The sequence below is a fragment of the Bacteroidota bacterium genome (genome assembly GCA_016722375.1).
Lineage (GTDB): Bacteria > Bacteroidota > Bacteroidia > Chitinophagales > LD1 > Bog-950.
On record JADKJG010000004.1, the window covers coordinates 106,250 to 128,030 of the forward strand.

General features: G+C 41.8%; 20 protein-coding genes. 16 read left to right on the forward strand and 4 right to left on the reverse strand.

The genetic code is table 11. The annotated features are described in order from the left end of the window. Positions 1-12: 12 nt before the first annotated feature. Together IPP77_05870 and IPP77_05875 are read right to left on the reverse strand one after the other, a co-directional pair. The gene (locus tag IPP77_05870; GenBank protein ID MBL0309204.1) at positions 13-816 is read right to left on the reverse strand and encodes a ribonuclease H-like domain-containing protein; all 804 of its coding nucleotides are present in this window, start codon (positions 814-816) and stop codon (positions 13-15) included. A 43-nt stretch (positions 817-859) separates the two neighbouring features. Further along, the gene (locus tag IPP77_05875; GenBank protein MBL0309205.1) at positions 860-2,218 is read right to left on the reverse strand and encodes a peptidoglycan synthetase; all 1,359 of its coding nucleotides are present in this window, start codon (positions 2,216-2,218) and stop codon (positions 860-862) included. Between the two features lie 394 nt (positions 2,219-2,612). On the opposite strand from IPP77_05875, the gene IPP77_05880 reads away from it, so the two are divergent. The 5 genes from IPP77_05880 to hppD all read left to right on the forward strand — a co-directional run bounded on the left by IPP77_05880 (position 2,613) and on the right by hppD (position 7,980). After that, complete coding sequence (locus tag IPP77_05880) at positions 2,613-4,136, forward strand: hypothetical protein (protein MBL0309206.1); 1,524 nt, start codon at positions 2,613-2,615, stop codon at positions 4,134-4,136. 229 nt (positions 4,137-4,365) lie between these two features. Further along, a complete protein-coding gene (locus IPP77_05885) occupies positions 4,366-5,238 on the forward strand; it encodes a sigma-70 family RNA polymerase sigma factor (GenBank protein MBL0309207.1) in 873 nt (290 codons plus the stop codon). 140 nt (positions 5,239-5,378) lie between these two features. Further along, entirely contained in the window at positions 5,379-6,536 is a 1,158-nt protein-coding gene (locus IPP77_05890) for a homogentisate 1,2-dioxygenase (protein ID MBL0309208.1), read from the forward strand. A gap of 36 nt (positions 6,537-6,572) precedes the next feature. Then, positions 6,573-6,824 carry a four helix bundle protein gene (locus IPP77_05895; GenBank protein MBL0309209.1) on the forward strand — a complete coding sequence of 84 codons (252 nt, stop codon included), beginning with the start codon at positions 6,573-6,575 and terminating at the stop codon, positions 6,822-6,824. 61 nt (positions 6,825-6,885) lie between these two features. Then, a complete protein-coding gene (hppD, locus tag IPP77_05900) occupies positions 6,886-7,980 on the forward strand; it encodes a 4-hydroxyphenylpyruvate dioxygenase (GenBank protein ID MBL0309210.1) in 1,095 nt (364 codons plus the stop codon). A 34-nt stretch (positions 7,981-8,014) separates the two neighbouring features. Here the strand turns inward: hppD and IPP77_05905 are convergent, their stop codons facing one another. Next, positions 8,015-8,206, reverse strand: coding sequence for a hypothetical protein (locus IPP77_05905; protein MBL0309211.1), 192 nt, complete (start codon positions 8,204-8,206; stop codon positions 8,015-8,017). Positions 8,207-8,780: 574 nt separating this feature from the next. On the opposite strand from IPP77_05905, the gene IPP77_05910 reads away from it, so the two are divergent. The 11 genes from IPP77_05910 (at position 8,781) to IPP77_05960 (ending at position 20,146) form a co-directional block, all read left to right on the forward strand. After that, entirely contained in the window at positions 8,781-9,146 is a 366-nt protein-coding gene (locus IPP77_05910; GenBank protein ID MBL0309212.1) for a transposase, read from the forward strand. Between the two features lie 495 nt (positions 9,147-9,641). Continuing rightward, the gene (locus IPP77_05915; GenBank protein ID MBL0309213.1) at positions 9,642-10,712 is read left to right on the forward strand and encodes a T9SS type A sorting domain-containing protein; all 1,071 of its coding nucleotides are present in this window, start codon (positions 9,642-9,644) and stop codon (positions 10,710-10,712) included. Next, positions 10,687-12,234 carry a T9SS type A sorting domain-containing protein gene (locus tag IPP77_05920; protein MBL0309214.1) on the forward strand — a complete coding sequence of 516 codons (1,548 nt, stop codon included), beginning with the start codon at positions 10,687-10,689 and terminating at the stop codon, positions 12,232-12,234. Before IPP77_05915 ends, IPP77_05920 begins: the two co-directional genes overlap by 26 nt. A 51-nt stretch (positions 12,235-12,285) precedes the next feature. Then, a complete protein-coding gene (locus tag IPP77_05925) occupies positions 12,286-12,759 on the forward strand; it encodes a hypothetical protein (protein ID MBL0309215.1) in 474 nt (157 codons plus the stop codon). Continuing rightward, positions 12,756-13,307, forward strand: a complete 552-nt coding sequence (locus IPP77_05930; protein ID MBL0309216.1) for a hypothetical protein — start codon at positions 12,756-12,758, stop codon at positions 13,305-13,307. The genes IPP77_05925 and IPP77_05930 overlap by 4 nt, the downstream gene beginning before the upstream one ends. 21 nt (positions 13,308-13,328) lie before the next feature. Then, entirely contained in the window at positions 13,329-13,895 is a 567-nt protein-coding gene (locus IPP77_05935; protein ID MBL0309217.1) for a hypothetical protein, read from the forward strand. A 391-nt stretch (positions 13,896-14,286) separates the two neighbouring features. Beyond that, entirely contained in the window at positions 14,287-14,775 is a 489-nt protein-coding gene (locus IPP77_05940; protein ID MBL0309218.1) for a hypothetical protein, read from the forward strand. A gap of 242 nt (positions 14,776-15,017) precedes the next feature. Continuing rightward, the gene (locus tag IPP77_05945; protein ID MBL0309219.1) at positions 15,018-15,623 is read left to right on the forward strand and encodes a hypothetical protein; all 606 of its coding nucleotides are present in this window, start codon (positions 15,018-15,020) and stop codon (positions 15,621-15,623) included. A gap of 380 nt (positions 15,624-16,003) precedes the next feature. Then, the gene (locus tag IPP77_05950; GenBank protein ID MBL0309220.1) at positions 16,004-17,020 is read left to right on the forward strand and encodes a hypothetical protein; all 1,017 of its coding nucleotides are present in this window, start codon (positions 16,004-16,006) and stop codon (positions 17,018-17,020) included. A gap of 151 nt (positions 17,021-17,171) precedes the next feature. Continuing rightward, entirely contained in the window at positions 17,172-18,086 is a 915-nt protein-coding gene (locus tag IPP77_05955) for a hypothetical protein (protein ID MBL0309221.1), read from the forward strand. After that, positions 18,083-20,146: a DNA cytosine methyltransferase gene (locus IPP77_05960; protein MBL0309222.1), complete on the forward strand. Its 2,064-nt coding sequence runs from the start codon at positions 18,083-18,085 to the stop codon at positions 20,144-20,146. Before IPP77_05955 ends, IPP77_05960 begins: the two co-directional genes overlap by 4 nt. Before the next feature lie 38 nt (positions 20,147-20,184). Here IPP77_05960 and IPP77_05965 read toward each other — a convergent pair whose 3' ends face one another. Continuing rightward, on the reverse strand, positions 20,185-21,675 hold the full coding sequence (locus IPP77_05965; GenBank protein ID MBL0309223.1) for a DUF2779 domain-containing protein: 1,491 nt from the start codon (positions 21,673-21,675) through the stop codon (positions 20,185-20,187). Between the last annotated feature and the right edge of the window lie 106 nt (positions 21,676-21,781).

Below are 21,781 nucleotides of genomic sequence, written 5' to 3' on the forward strand. Positions count from 1 at the left end.
TAGAACCTGACATTAGGCTTTTTTCATTCGCTCTTTTATCTCTGTCAGTTTTTGTTTGGTGTGTTGAGCAAAGTCTCCCTGCATTATCCAGCTATAATATCCCGGATCAGTTTTCAAAACATCCACGACAGGTCTTCCCTTGTATTTGCCAAAATTAAAAACCGCTTTTCCTCCTGAAAAAATAAACCGTCTTCCACTGTCAATAAAGCGTTCCTCATTGGAAAAGTCATGAAGAAACTGTATATCTGGTTTTAGCTCGGTATTATATCGTTCAAGTTGCGCTAAAAATACTTCATAAGTAGCAGTTGTATCTGCTTCAGCGCTATGAGCATTATCTAGATTTTTTTCGCAGTAAAACTGGTAGGCTGCTTCGAGCGTACGTTTTTCAAAATGGGTGTATATTCGATGGACATCAATTAATGCTCGGTTATCAATACTAAAACTAAACCCAGCCCGAATGAATTCTTCCATCAGCATTGGAACGTCGAACCGGTTGGAATTGAATCCTGCAAGGTCTGCTGGGTCCATCAGGTCAAAAATTTCTTTTGCGGCCTCCTTAAAAGTTGGACAAGTGATAATGTCTTCATCGTATATCCCGTGAATTTTAGAAGCTTCGATTGGAATGGGAATTGTAGGATTAATCCTAATTGTTTTGCTGGATTTACTTCCATCGGGGTTCAATAACAAAATACTGATTTCCACTATGCGGTCCTTGGCAAAGTCAACTCCTGTGGACTCAATATCAAAAAAAGCTAATGGTCGCTTCAGGTTTAGCTTCGAAGTGGCAGCGCCGAAAAGATTTAGTTGGTCAGGCATTTTTAGATTAATAATGTATTGTTTAGAAAATTTGAGATACTGGTCAATTCAGAATGACTGAAAATAAGGTTTTAATATCCATCCCACCAAAATGACCTGAGGACATCAGTAACAAGTTTTTATTTTTCCAGTTTTGCTTTTGGAGAAACTCTGCCAGCGATTCGGGAGCGGTGAAAATATTTAAATGTGGGTTATTGAAGGATTTCCTAACAAAATCATCATTTAGGATTGGCATTTTCTTTAGTTCAAATGTTTCCCGGTCATAAAACACCACCGGAATATCAGCTTCGTTCATGGCATCTTTATATTGACTTAAAAACTCACGGTTTAAACTGCTAAACGTGTGAAGTTCCATTACGGCCAACAATTGTTTTCCTGCAAATTGTTGTTTAACCGCCTTGATAGTGGCTTTAAGTTTAGACGGGGAGTGTGCGAAATCCTTATAAATAACCGTGTGTGCATTTTTGCCAGCAAGTTGTAGTCGGTTTTCTGCTCCTTCAAAGGAAGAGATAGACTGGTAAAATGCCATGTCCGTTACGCCCAACTGATTACAAACAATTTTAGCGCCAGCAATATTCTGAAGGTTATGGTCACCAAATACCTTTAAAGCAAATTCGCCAGTAGGAGTAGAAAGAAAAGAAGTATCGCCGCGAATGATATTGGGATGCGTGTGATATGGAATTGTAGCTGCCTTCCCCGGGTAATTCTTGAAAATATTTTTCAATTCTGCGTCTTCAGCAAACCAAGTGATAACCCCACCTTCTTCAAGGCTTAAACCGAATTTTCTGAATTGATTAACATATTCTCCGTAATCTGGGAAAACGTTGACATGATCCCAGGCCACACCACTGATCAGTGCAATATGCGGTTTGTAAAACATAAATTTAGATTCCGGATGAATAGGGGATGCTAAATATTCATCGCCCTCCAGAATGATTAACGGGGCCGATTCAGTAATCTTTACTCCCGTATCAAATCCTTTCACTTTTGCACCGACCATGTAGTCAAAATCATAGGCACATTCTTTCAACACGTGCATCACCATAGAGGTTATCGTTGTCTTTCCATGGCTCCCTGCGATTACTACCCTCTTCTTTTCCTTGGAGACCTCATAAAGATATTCAGGAAAGGAATAAATTTTCAAACCTAATTCTTGAGCCTTCAATAATTCAGGGTTATCAGCACGTGCGTGCATTCCCAGTATAACAGCGTCCAAGTTCCTAGTAATTTTATCCGGGAAAAAGCCAACTTGAGCGGGTAAAATTGATTCAGATTTGAGATTGGTTTTAGCCGGGTCTACAATTTTATCGTCTGAGCCGGTAACATTATTACCCTTCCTGCGTAAAACTATAGCAAGGTTGTGCATCACCGCCCCGCCTATTGCTATAAAATGAATATTCACGGATTCTTTATTTGTACATAAGTTAACAAAATATTTCTGGTACCTTTGCGTTTATAAATCAAAAGTAAACTTCTATGAAAACTGTCATGAAAAAAATTGTGGTTGTAGGTGCTTTGTTCATATTTATATTTGGATTTACTGCCTGTTCCAAGCAAACATGCCCAACCTATTCAAAGGTTACCTTTAGCCAAATTGAAGAAAGGGTTTAGAAGGTTCGTTTCATCAAGGAAGACCAGTTCAGCCTGCTTGTTTTCATTATGAAATTTTAGATCGCTAAATGACTACAATCATTGTCTATCCTTAGTTAGTCAGCAGAGTTTTATTACTTTTGTTGAACTCTGCTTCCTGACACTAGTACAACTAATATTGGTTTAAATTATTTACTGCTCTGATTATGAGGGCTAACGTTAGTCTATTAACCATTCAGAAATTCGTTTCTCTACTGGATGATTTTCATTTTGAAGTGTTTATCGGTCATTTGGCTGATCTCAAAGCTGTACTCCCTGAGAAACTGGTAAAGTCCATTCGCAAAAAGCTTCCAGATTTCCATACACCGGCAGAGTTATGTACAGTTATGTATGGCAACAATCAAACTATAGAGAAGCGGAATTTTAATCAACTAACCGCGCACACTTTTCGCCTTTCGGCCTATTTATCAAGAAACTACCCTTCCTACCTCCTACACAACATATCTTTAATCGAACAGCTCATTAACAAAGGACAACTGATTGAAGCTCAGATAGTTGCAGACAACTTATTGGATATATCGGGATTAGTAGAAGATTTTCATTGTGAAATCCGTGTTCTTAAAATCTTAGCACAGCAGGCCTTTTTAACGAAAGATATTGCCATAGGGTTTCAACTAAATTCGCGTTTAAAAAAGGCCTATGAAAACGAGGCAAACTATCAACAGATAATTTTATCGCTGCGCAAAACATTTTATCAGCCAGACTCAGGCCATAAGCCTGAGAACCTGAAGAATTTAATTCTGTTCTACAAGAAGTTCCAGAATGATGTGTCCGCTTCTATCCGCATTGTAAGCAAATACGCGCACATCTATTCTTTATACTATTACAACCCGGGTATGTTTGACAAAGCTCAGGATTTGATTCTTATCAAATCACTTGAAAAAGACCTACGGGATAGTAGTTATGTGGTTTTTCATTTCCTCCTTGATATCAAAGGGGTGCTGGGCTTTCTAGTACTTAATTCTTCTCTCATCAAATCTGGATCAAAGGAAGGAGAAAAATTCCTGCAAGAACTTCATAAGCATTTTGATTCTATATTGTTTTGGAAGCATTTTCTCAATGTGCCACTCATGTTTCTTATAGCCATTCGTGCTTCAGAATTTCTATCTCGGTATCACTTCCAGATTCATAGGGTTGACTATCATGATGTCATACGTCCTAAGGATCTTGCAACCATAGAATCGTTAATCACAAAAACTGGAGAGGTGCTGCAGAAGTACAGCGGAGGGGCCATTTATAAAAATGATATAATCAGCCTCCGGATGTTATACGGGAGTTTATTGATTTTTTCAGGGGGTAAAAATGTTTCTAGGGGGATTAAAGAGTTAGAGTCGCTCCTTCTCTCATATCAACAAATCAATCTCTCGGGTAGTACGGATAGCGTATTTCTGAGTCTGATGGTAGGGTATTTTTCAATAGGGAATTATGAGAAATGTAACGAGACTTTTAGGCGGTATCAAAAAACCATAAAGAACAAACCAATCTACGAGGGCAATGACATTAGTATTCATACCTACTATTATCTTGCAAAATGGTTAAGTACTCAGAGTGTACAGTATCTAAAAAAATTAGAGGATAATTATAAGCGCACCTCAAAGGATGAAGGTCCACGGAGAGCTATGGATGCCTTGATTTCTTATTTTAAAGTGCCGGTTCGTCTAAAGCGATAGCTTCAGCTGTCATTTTCCTGCCTTTCGTTTCGTTTCCAGAAAACAATCTGTGTTATAACTCATTTATTCTTTCAAAATAATGAAATAATAGTGGTTTGGGTATTGACAAAAGTATAGGTCACCCATATCTTATCGGTGAGCAGTACAATCCAAATTGAGTAGATGGTTTGGATCAAGCACTTAGTTCAAGTGACTTGTCGTACTGCTGATAACATATTTAAAAGCCAATATGCGCAGGATAAGAATTAGTCAAAGGGTTACCACAAGGGATAGCAACTCCCTGAATCGCTATTTAAAAGAAATTGGTGATATCGAAGTCCTTTCCTGTGAGGAGGAAATTGCTCTTTTAAAAAGGATAAGAGTTGGTGATACGAATGCCTTAGAGCATTTTACAAGAGCCAATCTCCGATTTGTGGTTGCGGTAGCTAAACAATATCAGAATAATGGTATGAGTTTACCCGATTTAATTTGTGAAGGGAATTTAGGCCTGCTGAAGGCTACGGAACGATTTGATGAAACTAGAGGATTCAAATTTATATCTTATGCCATTTGGTGGGTTCAGCAGTGCATAATGAAGGCGCTATCAGAACATTCGAGGATTATCAGGCTTCCTCAAAATCAGCTAGGGTCACTCAACAAAATAAAAAATGCATTTGCCATGCTTGAGCAGGAATTTGAGCGAGAGCCCAGTTGCGAAGAATTGTCACGTATTTTAGAAGTAGATACCAATGAAATACATCTTCTGATTGAATTGGATAAAAACCAGGTTTCAGTAGATGCCCCTATTTCTCTAGATGCTGACGGTTCTTGGTTAGATGTGTTGGAGAATAAAGATGCTGAACCGACGGACTATGAGATTGTTCATAACGAATCATTGCGAGAGGAGTTACATAGTTCGCTTTCTTTACTTACCGAAAAACAAGCGCAGGTTATTAAACTCTATTTTGGCATTGGGGAACAAGAGCCGTTAAATTTACAAGAGATAGGACAAAGAATGAAGGTCTCTAATGAACGAGTAAGACAACTAAAAACTGCGGCACTAAAACGTCTACGTCAAACTACTCGTTCAAAAATACTGAAAGATTATTTTGGCAAACCATAGTTCGCTATAAGCCATCATTCATTCCACCAGGGCTATAAGTTCCCATGACAAAAATAAATTTGTCTTATCGTCGGATTCTGGATAACTTTGAAACGTCAAGAGAATAACTTGCTATTGTTTCAAATTTCTAATTCCTTTTTATGCCACATTATGTAACGAGAGGCAAAGTGCCTCACAAACGCCATACTCAGTTTCCCAAACCCAAAGGAGGGCTTTATAGCGAAGAGTTGGTTTCGACCGAAGGATTTTCCAGTGTTTACTCACTTATATACCACTGCTATCCACCTACCATGGTGAAGAAAATTGATGATCCGATAGATGTGAGTCCAAAGGTCGCTATGAAGAAAAGTTTGCAGAACCGTTGCTATAATGGTTTCCAGGTGGCGGCTCAAGATGATTTTCTAAAATCCAGAGTTCCGGTGTTGGTCAATAATGATTGCCACATCATATTGTCTGCCCCGCGCAAATCCACTAAAGGCTACTTCTATAAAAACAGTGATGCCTGTGAATTGATTTTTGTCCACGAAGGAACCGGGACGCTGAAAAGTATTTATGGCGATTTGAAATTCAGTTACGGAGATTATATCAACATCCCTCGCGGAACCATTTACCAAATTGAATTTGATACTAAGGCTAATCGCCTGTTGATTGTAGAGTCTTTCTCCCCCTTGGCTTATCCCAAACGTTATCGCAATGAATTTGGACAATTATTAGAGCATTCTCCATACTGCGAACGCGATATCCGCGCCCCCAAAAATCTTGAGACTATTGATAAGAAAGGTGATTTTCTAGTTTATATAAAAAAACAGGGGCAATTGTGGCCCTACCACTATGCTGCGCATCCTTTCGATGCTATAGGATGGGATGGGCAACATTATCCATACATCTTTTCCATTCATGACTTTGAACCGATTACCGGCCGATTGCATCAGCCGCCACCAATTCATCAAACTTTTGAAGCCCACAACTTGGTGATCTGCTCTTTTGTCCCTCGTCTTTATGATTATCATCCTAAGGCAATCCCTGCTCCATATCATCACAGCAATGTGGATAGCGACGAAGTACTCTATTATGTTGATGGCGACTTCATGAGCCGCAAACATGTAGAGCGCGGAATGATTACTCTGCATCCTATTGGAATTCCCCACGGTCCGCATCCCGGAACGGTGGAAAAAAGCATCGGGGCAAAGGAGACTAAAGAGTTAGCCGTCATGGTAGATACTTTTAACCCTTTATGGATTACCGAAGAGGCCTTGAAAATTGAAAGTCCGGACTATTATAAGAGTTGGATAGACTAAATGTCGCGCAAGCATTTAATTATTGAAGTTTTAGAAATGAGAAAGATGGAACAATTAGAAGACTTAGACTGCCGTAAAGCGGTAAGAAAGTTGGTGAACTGTTCCTGTGGTTTGCTTGTGCTGCGACCATTGTCAAAAGACTATACTATCAAAGATCAACTAAAACGGACAGCACTTTCCACCATGAATAATATCGCTGAAAGGCCTAGGAGATATAGTGATAGTAGTGCTATTCGCCATCTCGAAATATCTTTTACATCAAGACAAGAAGACCGGAGCATTTTATAACCAATTACTTAAACACAGCTATATCATGGAAACAGCAACAAAAAAAAGCAAACAAACCCCTATAGTTGAAGATTTCCTTCCGCTTAACGGTACCGACCACATTGAATTCTATTGCGGCAATGCCAAACAATCTGCCTATTATTATCAAGCAGCTTGGGGCTATGAACTGGTAGCTTATGCGGGGCCAGAAACCGGGTTGCGTGATCGTGCCAGCTATGTACTGCAACAAGATAAAATCCGGATCGTACTCACCTCCGGTATGCACCCCGAAAGCGAAATCAATAAACATTATCTAAAACACGGTGACGGTATCAAGGTACTAGCCTTGTGGGTGGATGATGCGCGTAAGAGTTATGAAGAGACAACGAAGCGCGGCGGTATAGGGATCATGGAACCAACTGTACTGAAGGATGAATTCGGTGAGGTGGTGATTTCGGCTATTAAAACCTATGGAGAAACCATCCACAAGTTTGTGGAACGTAAAAATTATAAGGGAGCATTTCTACCTGGCTATCAGCCAAAGAAATCTAACTTTCCTGTTAAAGGAGTAGGTTTGAAATATGTGGACCACTGTGTTGGCAACGTGGAACTGGGCAAGATGAATGAATGGGTAAAGTTCTATGAACAGGTGATGGGTTTTAAACTTCTTATCACCTTTGATGACAAAGATATTTCTACCGAATACACTGCCCTGATGAGCAAAGTAGTGAGCAACGGCAACGGGTACGTCAAATTCCCCATCAATGAACCGGCAAATGGAAAAAAGAAATCACAGATTGAGGAATACATCGAGTTTTATCACGGTGCTGGTGTACAACACATTGCCGTTGCCACAGATGATATAATAGCAACAGTTACTGAACTGAGAGCGCGGGGAGTAGAGTTTCTTTATGTTCCCGAAACCTATTATGACGAGGTGTGGAGTAGAGTCGGCGAAATCAATGAAGACCATCAGGCGATTAAAAAACTCAATATACTCATTGATCGTGACGAAGAAGGTTACCTCCTTCAACTATTCACTAAACCTGTTCAGGACCGACCTACGGTATTCTTCGAAATCATTCAGCGCTGCGGTGCCAAGAGTTTTGGCAAAGGAAATTTCAAAGCGCTGTTTGAAGCGATTGAGAGAGAGCAGGATCTACGGGGTAATTTATAGATTTTGAAGGGTTTATGTACGAAGGCATGGATAGTTACATCCCGTCCCAATCTCTTTCGACGTTGTGCATGTCGGCAATCTTCTGCCAGTCGCCATTGGCGGCGGCCGTGATGGCGGTGCGCAGTTGATTATTCTTTGGGGTCATATCCGCGAGGGTCACGTTGGGGGTGACAAAGGTGCCGGGGTTGGCCGCAATCTTCGCAATGTTACTATCTCCCAGCGCCACTTTCTCTGTGGCAGATTTTTTAAAAATTTAAGTGCTACCCTTACTCTTCTCATGTTGTTTAGGTTTTAATGGTTAAAAAATAATGGTGCATTGATTTTCGGAAATAAAAGGACCGGAAGGGGCATTTGCATAGCCTGTTTTCCTATAGGAAAAATACTTTTTCCTATTTGCTTGACTCGTTTTCCTATAGGGAAAACCCCTTTTCCCTATTAGCTTGCCCTGTTTTCCTATAGGAAAAACACTTTTTCTAATTAGCTTGTCCTGATTCCTATAGGAAAAAAGCTTTTTCCAATTAGCTTGTCCTCTTTTCCTATAGGAAAAACACTTTTTCTAATTAGCTTGTCCTGATTCCTATAGGGAAAACACTTTTTCCAATTAGCTTTTGAGGCCGGAATTGCTGAAAAAGGCTGATTTTGGTTCATTTTCGGGTTTTTTCGGGCTTTTGAGCGCTTTCAACCCAAATGACGCAATAGAAAAAAGGGGTATTTTTTCAGCTTAAAATCCTAATGCGTAGAGCGTTAGAGAAAGTAGCCTATGGAATTCGATGTATCCTTAACTAACAAAGAGATTGCGCCTGTTTGCCGAAGATGAAACCTGTCGAAACTATCGCTATTCTACCTATGTTACCAATCTCGAGTTTGCTCCCGCAGAAGTGTGGCGGATGTACCGTGGCAGAGGGGATGCGGAAAACAGAATTAAGGAACTGAAACAAGACTTTGGTTTTGACAGCTTTAACTTAAATGGATTTTACCCAACCGAAGCCGCACTGACTTTTGCCATGATTGCTTATAATCTAATGTCGCTTTTTAGAACCTTTGCCATTGGAGCATATTTTGAAAAGCAAAATGGTAAACTCGACCTAAATAAAAAACGAAGAAAATGGTTTTCCTGTTTATGGAATTATCCACTTAAAATTCCTTTTCATTTTTCTAATCCGTAATCTGGGATAAACAAGAACAGAGGTGCTATAAAAAAGCGAAACGCCTTGAGAATCAAGGCGTTTCGGCTTTTCTAAGTTGGCCCAGCAGGACAGCAGAAAGGCGAGGAGTTTTCACATCGCTGTATATAGAGTTGTGTAATGAGGCCGCGAAACGCTTGCCGGCCTTGCTCCCCGGCCTCCATTAAATACATAAAGTGAGGAAAGCCATGTGCAACGATGGTGAATCCTGTGGAAAAAAGTGTATGTAAAGAGTGTGTGTAGGTGGTAGTTGGCAGACAGCATATTCTATGGGCTAAACGGGCGTCGCAGGAACCACAAATCGGATTACGAAAACAGATGTTCTAGGTTATAACACACAAAATAATTAACAAATTTTTTTTATTAAGAATGAATCGTAGGTTTGAATCACAATTAGCGGATTTGCACACGAACACGTCGCAAATAATTTGACATAAAAAATGAACCCCTTCCGCTAATAAAGCCGGAAGAAATTTATTGGACGAAATAGAAAATGCCACCAATGGTGCGGCATTGAAAACATATCTTTCAGGCTTAGCTCCGAACCTGAGCCAGGAGGTTTTAGAGAGTAGCATTCAAAGTATGTCGTTGCTGGGCAGCATTGGTGTTTATCGAATTTTACGTGATAATGCGGAAGCGGTGAACGATAGTGTAATCAGCCGATTTATAGTTAAGTATAACGAACTTTACACGGAAATGCCTGAATATATGATTGATAGCATTAGGATGCGGATGGACAGCCTGACCTACAGAACGTTTTTGTATGATACGCTCAGCTTTCACTCCGAAGCTAAAGATTATGCGGCTTTCAACGCCCTGAGTTTAATCGTGAAGGATACCGGCGATTTGGATATGAATTTGTACCGCCAATGGTTGGACAGCCTAGGCGGTTCGTGGGCGAAGTGTGAAAAAATAAATAGCTATCTGCATGAAGGGAAGCTGGATACCGTTATCCAGTTGTTAGACAGCACTGCTTTGCAAATCAGCGGTGAACATGACAGTATTTCCTTTTCCAGTTTCAAAAATTACTTGGTGGATATGATTGATTGGTTGACGGAGGACTCTTCCGTCATGCGAATGTCAGCAACGCATATCGAAGCGCTGAATGAACACGCGCAGGCAGATGATTACCTTCCCGGCTCTGCATTAGCGAGAAATTTGTTAAATTTCTTTACTGATAGCAGTTACTTTACTCCGATAAGATTACCGGACGAGGTATTACCATTCATGGGTAAAAGGGATATGAATGAATCGGCACAAAATCCGAATCCTTATGTGGTAAAGTCTTTGGAACAAGAAGATGTACCAATGTTAAAAATTTACCCTAATCCCGCAACTGAAATGGTTAATATTGAAATGAATCCGGTTTGTGAGGGTTGTACTGTTGAAATTATTGATGTATTTGGCAGATTGCTTCTAAAGGAAATTATTGGAGAGCAATATAAGATTACAATTTCAACCAACGAATGGGCGACCGGCATGTATCTTGTCAAGATAATCCGCGAGGGCGAAAAAATAAAGGATGGAAAATTTAATGTTGCGAAGTGACAGTAGAAAGGTTTTGAAAGGAGCGCTATTGTTGCTATACCTTGTAATTTGCCTTGATGCTAATTCTCAATTATTTTCATCGGTCTATCAGAAAGATAGACCGGCTATGGTTTTTGACAATGTTGTAACTAACAATGATACGGTATACATTCTTGGACTTACAGCAAAAGCACAACCCGTCGGTTTTAATTTCCGATTACTTTTAGGAAAGGTACCGCTGTATGAACCAGATAGTTTAAATGCTGAAGTATTTATTGATTCCCAACCAGTAGATTATGCTGCCTGGTACAACTCTTTGTCGAGAGATAAAATTTCGAATGGCTATAGTGCTACCGGTTATATATACAGAGAGAGAGAGGGGGTCCTATTACTAACATTGGATGAGAATTTCAATCCAACTCTTCTTAAAGAGATTTTCAATACTGATACGTCTTTGCTTTCCTACAAAGGAATGAAAGTTTTAAGGTATGACAGTTCAACATTTTTCATAAGCGGAATTATTCAGCATGCTAATGGGAATAGCAATACTCTATTATTAAAGACGGATATTAGCGGAAACCTGATTTTTCAGAAAGAATTTGGAACGGGTACATGGTATGAATATGCCTCTAGTATGGCAAAGTTGAAAAATGGACGGATACTAATTGGCAGTAGCAAAAGCTATGAAAACCGACCTTATGCAGTATCACAGACATGGCTGTTAGAAGTAGATACAAATGGAGTTTTGAAGCGGCAATGGTTCGACCCAAATGACAGTACCTATGGCGCGTATAGTCTTAGGCAGACCAAGGATGGAGGTTATGTTTATGCTGCGCAAAAAGCGGAATGGCAAACGATAAACAATGCATTTTGCGTAGCTACCATCGTAAAAATGGATAGCGCATTTAATAAGCAGTGGACTTTTAGGGGGGGAGGAGTGACACCTGAAACCGGAATTTTTGATATAGAGGAATTAGAAGAGGGTACTTTTATCGCTTGTGGAAATACAAGTTATGCTCATCCTGACTCTACCATTACTAGCGGATGGATTATTAAATTATCCTCTACAGGAGAGATGATCTGGCAAAAGAATTATGAGGGCTTTGCCACGTATGGGGCAATTAATTATTTATATGACGTTGATGTATTGTCAGATGGTGGTTTTATAGCCTGCGGGGAAGCAAATGGAGATAATGGACAGTTTGGATGGCTACTGAAAGTGGATAGCAATGGGTGTGAAGTGGAGAATTGTGGGGTGGGAATAGACGAAGTAGTCAAGCCTGAAATTAGTGGGATAAAAGTATACCCGAATCCAGCCTCTACGGAAATAACACTTGATTACACATCTATTGATTGGGCTCAGCAAGGTGAGTTAAGCATTGTATTGATGAATAGTTTAGGTCAAATTATTCATCATGAAAAATTGCCGATGTATTCAGTCTTTCAGCGCATTGATGTTTCAAAGTTTCCGGTTGGCTTTTACCTCGCGCATATCAAGCGCAACAACACCACCATAGCAACTTCAAAATTTGCAAAGCAATAGTCCCAACATTACTCCCCTCTCGCTCCACACAACAACTTGCGTCCAAAAAGTATGGACGCCATCGAATTCATCCGCCGTTATCCGGTGTATCTAGCCCAACTCAAAAGAGTGGTGAAGCCGGAATACCACTTTATCATAACAACCCTTAGAGACCTCGACCCGCACGACATAGTAGAGCCACAGCACTACTTTAACAGCGAGGCAGAGGCAATCGGCCTAGTCTTCACCCTATTCCAGAAGAAATTAAAATCTCTACCTGACACTGGCAAAGATTCAAAAGAAGAACTGCAAACTAAGGTTGACGCCGCCAAGAACCTCCTCGCTGAGAATGGCATCCAATCAGTTGGGCTGTGGTGTATTGAAGATATAATAGACAAGGCTAACGAGTTGAAAATTCGTTGTAGCAAGCAAGATGCTCACGCTATATTGACCCGGATAGAGAAAGAATTCGATGCGGAGTTCGGAATAAACTGGCAAACGATTGAGAACCATATCCTGGAGTATTTCAAAAACAAGAAAGCATGAGGGCGGTCACAAATCAGATATTGCTGTTGCCGGTTTTGTCCGGTCAACGGTTTTGTGTTGTATCTGCCTGGCGCGGTGAACAGTCTGATGAAGTGAACGGCACCCAGCACGAAGACCTAAGAATCCGGCTTAAGGATCTTCACCTGAGTATAATTGAACTCAGGTGTACCTATTTTTATCTGAATCATGGGCAACCAATGGGTGCAGAAGAGAAATCCTTCTTCGTGCCGAAGGCAGACCTATATGAGATAATGCTAATCGCAGAGAAGTACCAGCAAACTTCCATCCTTTATAAAAGAGAAGGCAGGATAGAAATAGTTCAAGTGAAAGTAGGCCGGGTGTTGCATACCATCCCATTAAGGGAAGAGTATCAGACTGAAAATTTCAGGACGGCGTATATACATTATGTACTGAGCAGAAATCAAAATGTAGGTGAGATTACAGACATCAACATTGCTAAACTGCACCTGCCTACACGTCTGGAATCTCTGCTGCGTCTGAAGAATAAAGAAGATTTGTCCGCAACAGAGTGGATGGAATTGTTTTGATAAATACAATAAACATAAAAGATGGAAATCGCTATCAGCCATACCGACACCGGCTACAAAGTCTATGTAGAAGGTCTATCCTGGCAAACCTTGACCAAACAACTGCTGGATGAATCATTCAATATCTACTTACTATCCATCTACATCGACGGAAGATATACCGGATATGATGACAGAGTAAAAGTGAATGATGGTAAGCTTAGTTTTTGTAAACAGCATATCAGCATGAAAGAACTTCTGAGCTTTCTTTCCGAGTTAGAAGGCGAAGAAGTTTATGAAGTTCGGCTGGGTAACGGTCAGTTTTTTCTTGAAAGTTTGTATCCGGGTGCTTGGGTAGTGACTTTTCAGCAAAAGGAAGATGCCTGGGGATTCCTGGCAGGTATTCAGGAAGGTATGTCGGAATTCATTAATCCCCTGCTCACGTCCGGATTGCCTGTTAGCTCTGTTGCTTTAACTGATGATATTACAGGGGTACCTACATGGGAAAGGTTCGTTGATCGCCGTTATAACCGATGGCACGACAAAGTGGTAAGGGAATTTGAAGAAGGTGTCAAAAACGGGACCATTTCGTGTCCCGGTTGCAAGTGAACATACTACCGGCTTATCCGTTCACTTCCTTTTGCGCTCCTTTTCGCTCCTGGGCTCACTTTTTATCCAAAGAGGCTAAATAGCTTGACGGTTCACCGGCGTGTCCCAGGAGTGGTGTAATGAGCCAGTCCAGAAAATGTCTTCTAGCATTTTTTAGCAAGTTGTGGAACATCACTGCTTGGAAATTTAAGCGATACCAAACACGCCGACCACCTGTATTCTTCCGAGTTCTTCTTCTTTTCACAGCAGAGCAAAGAAGGTAAGCGGGTAATGCTCACCGGCGTGGGACGTAGCAGGTCAAAGTGCCATAAAATTGATTGACTTCAATCGCAGTTCATTTCGTTCAAGCTCTATCCGCTCAGTATCAAGAATTAACTTGCACTTAATTTTTATGGAGCTGGTCAAAGACATACAAATATTTTATTTCTGGGACGTCAACAGCGGGGAACTATCCCCTACATTTAACCGGATCAAGGAAGTATTTTCTAATACACAACTATTGAAGTTTAACTTCTTGGAGTATGATAAAGCATACAAGGAGGTTGAATCATTTCTGCGAAATCAGACGCTGGATGATCTCCAGACCGTTTTCATCGGTTCTGGTCTTGGTGGTTATTGGGCGAATTTATTTTGCTCTGTCTTTGGCATTCAGACGATTCTTATCAATCCCTCTCTGCGACCAAGCGATATTTCGATTAGAATTTATCCAAGAGTTGTATTCATCGGATTGCAGGATAAGGTGGTGAACTATCAGGAGACTAAAAAAGTGCTTGGAAACAATGCTCGGTTCATATTTCTGCCTTATGAAGGGCATGAGTTAAAGAATGTGCAACCGGTTCTCGATTTGATACCCAAGTTCGTTAATACGGTATCGGGATAGCGAATTTCAAATCGTTCATTTTCTAATGAAAGGCGGAACATCACTTCTTGGAAATGGAAGTGATGCCACTCACGGTGGCTATCTGGATTCTTCCGAGGCTTTCGCCTTTTCTCAATCCATTATAGCTACATCCAATCGCTAAAATTCGCAAGCGTAAGGAAAGTTTTCCATCACAGATTTCCCCTTTTCCACGGTTTCCCGCACTCTCGTGTTGTCATTATTTTCTAAACAAAAAACACAGCATGAAACTGGAAACAGCAGTAAAGAAGGTTGCAGAATTCCTTGCAAGCAATCCTGGCTCTACAAAAGAGGCCATAGGTAAAGCCACCAATGTAAAGGGTATCGAATTGACCAATGTTATAAAGCGCTTGCGAAAAGAAGAGCAGCTGGTCGAAGAATTTCCTGATGGGGAAGTGCCTACCTTCTCTATCAAAACCGAAGAGCAGACAGAAACTGTCACGAATGAAACCGAAATACCGGTTGAAGATGAGCAACTTCCTGCTAAGAAAGGCCGGAACAATGACAAGTATCAGTTCAACGGGAACAGCTATGGCAAGGGAAAACTTGTTCTTGAAGTAGTCAGGCAGTATGTGGCCGGACATCCTAAAACAACTTACAAGCAATTGAAGGAAATCTTCCCTGACACCCTGCTAACCCGCTTTGGTATTGCAAAGTCAGAAAATGAGGCTCGTTCACTTTCGGGTGCGAGAGAAAGGTACTTTTTCAGTGAGCTGCACCAAATCTTGCTAAAGGACAAAACAGTGGTGGTTGTGTGTAACCAGTTCACGGCTCAGAATATCCAGCCTTTCTTAAAAGCGGCCAAGGCCCTCGGGTTCAAAATCAAGTAGCATTCTTTTTTGTTGTCTCTCTCCATGGTTGAAACGGGCGCTCCAAAGGCGTCCGTTTTCATTTATAGCAGTTCTGCTCAGTTTTATGACTAGGCATTGAACGTGGGCTCCTAATGACGTCGCTGCATTCCCTGCTTCTGCATTTCTTTTTTAAGGTGTCCAGTTTTCCAGTTGATCCGATTCAATCATGTACACGAATTTGATTGAATACTGGCTGAGGATAAAAGGGGCCTATCACCTGTGTACCATGAACCCATTTGCAAGGATAAATGTCTTTTCCTAAGTTTGGGTCTATGACTTTAGAGAGATTAGCTTATACCCTGGCAAAAACATTAACGGAACCGGTGCGAGAATATTCTGATCTTGTATATACAGGTTTCATGGATTCTGTCGAAGTGCTCCGGGACGAATATCCGATAGATGAAGAATACAAAAAGGAGTTAATAAAGTTCGTCAAAGACAAATACACCTTGGTAGAAAAACATTGGCAGTACGGCTCTTTTGACACTGCCCGGTTCCTGAAAAAATACATCTTAAAGAGCTTCCATAGTTTAGGCCCTGATGGCGGAACATATTTTGAACATCCCCAGATTAGGGGCTTGATGAAGCTCTATGAAAATAAATTCGATGTCAATTATAAATTTGATTACAAGCCGGGGAAGAATTTCGGAAAAGTGCTTGTTGTAGCAACAGCGAGGAAAGGCAAAAAAGAGAAAGAAATTGCTTTTGCCTTTGAATACCTAAAGTCGGTCATGACAAATGCAGCATGGGTGCTGGCATATTTGAAATTCAGGGAGAATTTCAAGAACGAACTCGCTGAAGATAGCTCAAGTTCTATTGAGCCAGAAAACACGAAGCATGAATACAAGCCGGAAAATAGTTCTAATAGAATGAAGTGGCGTGTTGACCGAAAACATCTTGAATCCATTTTTGGAAAATTGGCAAGGCAAACGCTAACAGAAGATGGCAGATTAACGCTTGTTGCGAAACCGACAGAAATACAAAAGTTAATTGAACGAAATTTTGAATTCTCCGACACGAAACAAAAAGTGAATTATCCGGACAAGAATAGTCGCCTGATTTACAACGGGCAGATGGTATCTTTTCTCAGGTTATTATTTTATCTGTCTGAGAAGAAAATGAAAGGAAAAGACAAGCCGGCTTTCTCACCACCGGATTCCTGGATAATCAATTTTGTGTGCAGAAACTTCATGCGATATAACAAACAGGGAGTGGAAGAAGAGATTCCGGTTAAGTCGGTCAAAGATGAATGGCTAAGAATCAGACGCAAATTTGATAAAGCGGGAACTGAGAAGCAATATGACACGCTGCGCGCCGGAAACACAAATCACAACCTGCTGCATATTCTCGAACCGGAACTTTCCATTTTTGTATAAATCCTTCCCGATACGCGCCTGTCGCCTGTCGCACCTGTAGCCTACTTTTTTTGTCGCTCCCTTGCTTAAACTGTGTCGCAGTATTGTCGCTGTCTTGCGACAAAAGCGACAGTAGCATATCTCGAGCTTCACCGCTCAAAACAAAAAAGTTATGTCTAGCGAAAAAACAGAAATCACAGAGTATGGACTCGTAAACGTGGACGAGTTGACAAGAGCGAAAGACCATGAAACTACATTTCCCTACACGGACACAACCGAGTTCGAGGGCACCAATGATTCCTACAAAAAATTCAAGCGAATTTTTCCGGTAGTGTATGTTATTATGAATATCAACGACGTACCGGTAAAGGTCGTGGTTGATGGATGGAAGTACGTAGTGTTTGCTCGTGCAAATGGTATATCCGAGATATACGCCTGCGAGCTAACCGTCGAGAATCAGGAGGATTTGATTGCAATTATGATTCAGTTGCAGCGCACAAACCATCAATCCTACTTAGCGCTGTATTACATGATTGAGGCGCTTTGGGAAAAGCACTACCTTGGTAAGGGATACCGCAGTGACCTTCAGGAGAATGAGTTGGACAATCCGGTTGAAGGAGCAGATGGCAAGAAAGAAACAATCTACGACCGCATAGGAAGGGAGCTGAATCTTAAACCTCATAAGGTCAAATATCTCCGCAAGATTGGGCAGGTCAACAAGCGTCAGTTTATTCAAATGGATAGCGAGCGGCCCAGTTTGTATAAACTGTATAAAGCATGCGTCAGTGAGCAGAGCGGTGATGCTCCTGCATTACCTGCCTATAAAACGCCGGTTTATCACTCGAACGCAACTCCGGTGCCTGTCTTCACTACTCCGACACCCGAAGCGAATGTTGTAACCCACACGTCAAACAGCACCGGAACAAATAAAGTCCATGCGGATTCAGATCAGGCGAGCAGCACCAAGCGGGAAACGCCTATTGGAGGAATAATCAAACAGGACGGCGATTGCATTACCGTTCAGGCGATATGTCAGTGCTGCAGCAACCCAACTTTTTTAATCATTTCCAAAAGTCAACTACTATGAGTACACCTAATAACAAACCACTGAGGAAACGAATTATCGTCGTTTCACTTTTCTCTGGGATGGATTTGTTCTTATTGGGCATGGTCAAAGCAGGGATGCAGCCGGGATACGCTGTAGAAAAGAACTTCTACGCGTGCCTGATGCACAAAGGCGTATTCAAGCACCCCGACGGCACACCGGTAATGGAACCTTTTGTTATAATAACTAAGGAGGAGTACACATTCAAGAAGAACCACCGCGACAAGAACGGTAAGAAGGATATGGAAGATGAGGTGGGCCAGATCAATGGTGTTTATTACCGGACGAAGCTCATCCAGGAAATAAATGGAGGAACTATCCGGGCGGCCCTGGAGAAGAGGTATGGGAAGGACATCATCATCGTTGTCATAGGCGGCCCCCCTTGTCAGGATTTCACCAACCTTAACTCCGCCAAAAATACCGGCGAAGACAGCCGTAACCAATTAGTATTTGAGTTCCTGCGGATTGTGGAAGAGTTGAAGCCGGATGTAGCCCTGATGGAACAGGTTCCGGACTTTGGTCCCAGTGGAAAGTTCGAAGAGATATATAATTCCTTTCTTGAAGATACGTTCAAGCTACCCTATGAAATCATGGACTGCGAGATGTGTTCAATCCACTATCACGGTAGACAGCTTCGGTGGCGAAGGGTATTCCAGTTCGTTCATAAGAGTTACAACACCAAACCTGTATTCCCGAAACCAGAATTAAACAATACGGTATTGGTTAAGGACTTTCTGGACATTGACTACTTTGTGATGGGAGGTTACGACCGGGTGATGCGGCATCCAAACCAATACATGCTGACAGTGACATCCGGGAATCCTACGGACTTCTTTAAAGGTGAAATAAAACGACCACCAACTATAGATGAACTCCTGGATTGCTTTGATGTCCCACGGGGTGGTTATCCAATACCTGAAGGCATACCCTTTCAGCAGAAACGGAAAGCAATAGGTAATGGTGTATGTGTCAGTGTGGCCTATGCTTTGGGTAAGACGGTTATCAGTGAGGTATTGCGTCTAAAGCCAGATGGTGACGGTTATTTTATTCCTATCGATTCTTCGCCAGATAATCCAGACCTGATGCTGGTGGAGGTGCCACCAACGAATCCTGCACCGGATGGAGATACTGCTGTCGCTGATCCACTCGATGCCGCACCGGCAACCGACCCAACTCCTATTGAAGAGGAAGTCAAGGAAGAAACTACTCCTCCCACGGTGCTTCGTAACATCATAACGACAGACGCGAATCACAATAAGATTGAACCACCAAAAATCATCAGCAGCACGTCGCTAGAACAGATGCAGTTTCAGTCACTCAACTTTGATGGCCTTTGGAACGAATTCTTCGGTTATCCATCCATAAACTTCCATTGCCTTATTCACGGACTCTCCGGTCACGGTAAGAGCACCTTTGCAATTCAGTTCGCCAAATATCTCGCTGACTATTTCGGACGCGTCATTTATATCAGCGGCGAGGAAGGATTCTCCATGACGTTCAAAGACAAGTTTGTGAATAACGGCGCCGGGTCGGAGGCGCTTGACGTAGCCGACCTACGGAGCTATGATGATATAATCCAGCACGTGCCACGTTCCGCATACAACTTCATTTTCATCGATAGCCTTAATACGATGAAGATTGACGTGAACAAACTAAAGGAGTTACGCACCATGTTTGAAAATACCGCATGGGTCACCATTTCACAATCCACTAAGGGCGGAGAGATGAGGGGTTCCTACGAAATCGTACACGACTCGGATGTAGCTGTCAAAGTGACTAATGGAATGGCGGTTACTACCAAGAACCGGTTCAAACCTCTGGGCTCCAATTTTAGGGTGTTCAAACCGAATAACGATTCACAAAGTATCTTGGAAAGATACCACGACAATCCAGACGAGTCGCCTGGTACTCAACCGTCATCCGACAATGGAGTCAGAATATCGAATCTGAAAATTCAGTTAGACGACGCTCTGGCCGCCGAAAACTTTGAACTCGCAGCAAAGCTGAGGGATGAGATAAATCGCATAGAGGAGCAGAAATAAGTCAGTCGTGGGTGGGCGGGTATTCCACGACAATCTGCTTAAGCAAGTGTTTTGAGGAACCGGTATATCACCACCATCGCCCAGGTATCCAGTCCACAGTATTCGACGAGGTTCTTTCTTTCGGTTGACCAGTCTTTATCAGGTTCGGCCATCATCTTCATGAACAAGACACTGGCATCATCGCCGTTATTCACAGTAAGATTCTTATAACTGAGCTTAGGTGCGACCACCGGCAACACCTGCTTGATGCTATACGAGCCGCTGAATTTGTAATGATAGAACCACTTCTTGTAGAAAGGGAGGGCAAGGTCAATCAAGCGTTCAATTACCGCCTCAATTTGTGATTCATACTTTGGAAACAAAATTGACAGGTGCCGCAACTTGGAGCGCTCAAAGCCGACGTTCCAAACCAGAATTGTCCCATCTGTGCCTAAGTCGCGAAGCAGAGTAATCAAAAAGTCTTCCCTGAAATCTTTACCGGGTTCGGCAAGGTAAGCGCGGCTGACCGGTTCATAGTTTTTCGATTCAATGGTGTGAAGTGAATACTGAAAAGGCGTCTGTTCGTAAGGATTTGTACGCTGGAATTTCGGGACGGCGAACCGGATGGTCTCAAAATCAAGGAAGTGAATCGGGTAAACAATCTTGTCAAGAAACTCTCTCAGTGGTTCCTTGTTCAGGTATATCCCGCGATTGATATGCGCTTCAACCACATAGTTATATGGCGGCTTAAACTGCTTCCATTCCTTTACATCAGAAATCTTACGGACACCTGAGTGGTACTGCCGGAATCGTTCTTCCGTTTTTCTATAATAACCAAGATCCAGAATGGATTCATCCGGTACATCCTTCCAGCAATGTTCTTTGAAATCACAAGTCCAAGGGCTGGTACATTGTTTGCCTATGAGGGTTTCAGGGCAGTTACTACCGATCACTACGTTTTTTAGCTCGGCCACCATCTCGCTTATCTCGTCCTGCAAGGCCACCGCAAGTGGGTATACCGATTCAATCGTGAACAGCTTCTCAACTTCTATTTCACCGTGCCGTTCATATTCATTATTGAGGTGGATGATGGAAATATCCTTCAATTCAATCCCGCAATTAGTCATGACCCAAAATTGCAGTGCAGCGTCTGTGATATTGATGTCATGAACTCTAGTGGATGATTTTACCTCGTAGGCATACCATCCGTCTTCTTTCTTAACCAGTATATCCAGCGCCGCTAGAACGCCGTCGTACTGAAAAGCCGCCTCGTAAATCACGGGTGCACCTTCCGCCACTAACTTCACCGTCATTTCTATGGAAGGCTGATAGTTGTAGGGTGTGGCCGGACTTGCATCAACGCCACCGGGGAATAATTGATGCGCGAGTTCACCGACCTGATGTCCCTGATCGAAAATGAACTGCTTGCTTTCAGAAATAGCGGGAATTAGGTCCCTTCTGTTCTTGTAAAGCCATAGGCTCTTTTTACAAATACTACCGCGGATAAAGGTGGATTTAGAGAGGATGTGGTTCGTTTTATTGTGATTCATTGCATGAAAATAGAGATAAGAAAATTAGAAACCCTCATCAGGTAAAATCTATTTTATATTGCGTGTTCTTAGAATGAACGGATATAAAAGAGCAAAATTAGAGTTA

What these genes read in the sequence shown, in the direction of transcription:
- IPP77_05950 (MBL0309220.1), top strand. Translation starts at nt 16,004, where the DNA reads ATGGATTCTGTCGAAGTGCTCCGGGACGAATATCCGATAGATGAAGAA.
- IPP77_05930 (MBL0309216.1), top strand. Translation starts at nt 12,756, where the DNA reads ATGAGGGCGGTCACAAATCAGATATTGCTGTTGCCGGTTTTGTCCGGT.
- IPP77_05965 (MBL0309223.1), bottom strand. Translation starts at nt 21,675, where the DNA reads ATGAATCACAATAAAACGAACCACATCCTCTCTAAATCCACCTTTATC.
- IPP77_05885 (MBL0309207.1), top strand. Translation starts at nt 4,366, where the DNA reads ATGCGCAGGATAAGAATTAGTCAAAGGGTTACCACAAGGGATAGCAAC.
- IPP77_05890 (MBL0309208.1), top strand. Translation starts at nt 5,379, where the DNA reads ATGCCACATTATGTAACGAGAGGCAAAGTGCCTCACAAACGCCATACT.
- IPP77_05870 (MBL0309204.1), bottom strand. Translation starts at nt 816, where the DNA reads ATGCCTGACCAACTAAATCTTTTCGGCGCTGCCACTTCGAAGCTAAAC.
- IPP77_05935 (MBL0309217.1), top strand. Translation starts at nt 13,329, where the DNA reads ATGGAAATCGCTATCAGCCATACCGACACCGGCTACAAAGTCTATGTA.
- IPP77_05960 (MBL0309222.1), top strand. Translation starts at nt 18,083, where the DNA reads ATGAGTACACCTAATAACAAACCACTGAGGAAACGAATTATCGTCGTT.
- IPP77_05945 (MBL0309219.1), top strand. Translation starts at nt 15,018, where the DNA reads ATGAAACTGGAAACAGCAGTAAAGAAGGTTGCAGAATTCCTTGCAAGC.
- IPP77_05880 (MBL0309206.1), top strand. Translation starts at nt 2,613, where the DNA reads ATGAGGGCTAACGTTAGTCTATTAACCATTCAGAAATTCGTTTCTCTA.
- IPP77_05955 (MBL0309221.1), top strand. Translation starts at nt 17,172, where the DNA reads ATGTCTAGCGAAAAAACAGAAATCACAGAGTATGGACTCGTAAACGTG.
- IPP77_05895 (MBL0309209.1), top strand. Translation starts at nt 6,573, where the DNA reads ATGAGAAAGATGGAACAATTAGAAGACTTAGACTGCCGTAAAGCGGTA.
- IPP77_05925 (MBL0309215.1), top strand. Translation starts at nt 12,286, where the DNA reads ATGGACGCCATCGAATTCATCCGCCGTTATCCGGTGTATCTAGCCCAA.
- IPP77_05940 (MBL0309218.1), top strand. Translation starts at nt 14,287, where the DNA reads ATGGAGCTGGTCAAAGACATACAAATATTTTATTTCTGGGACGTCAAC.
- IPP77_05920 (MBL0309214.1), top strand. Translation starts at nt 10,687, where the DNA reads ATGGAAAATTTAATGTTGCGAAGTGACAGTAGAAAGGTTTTGAAAGGA.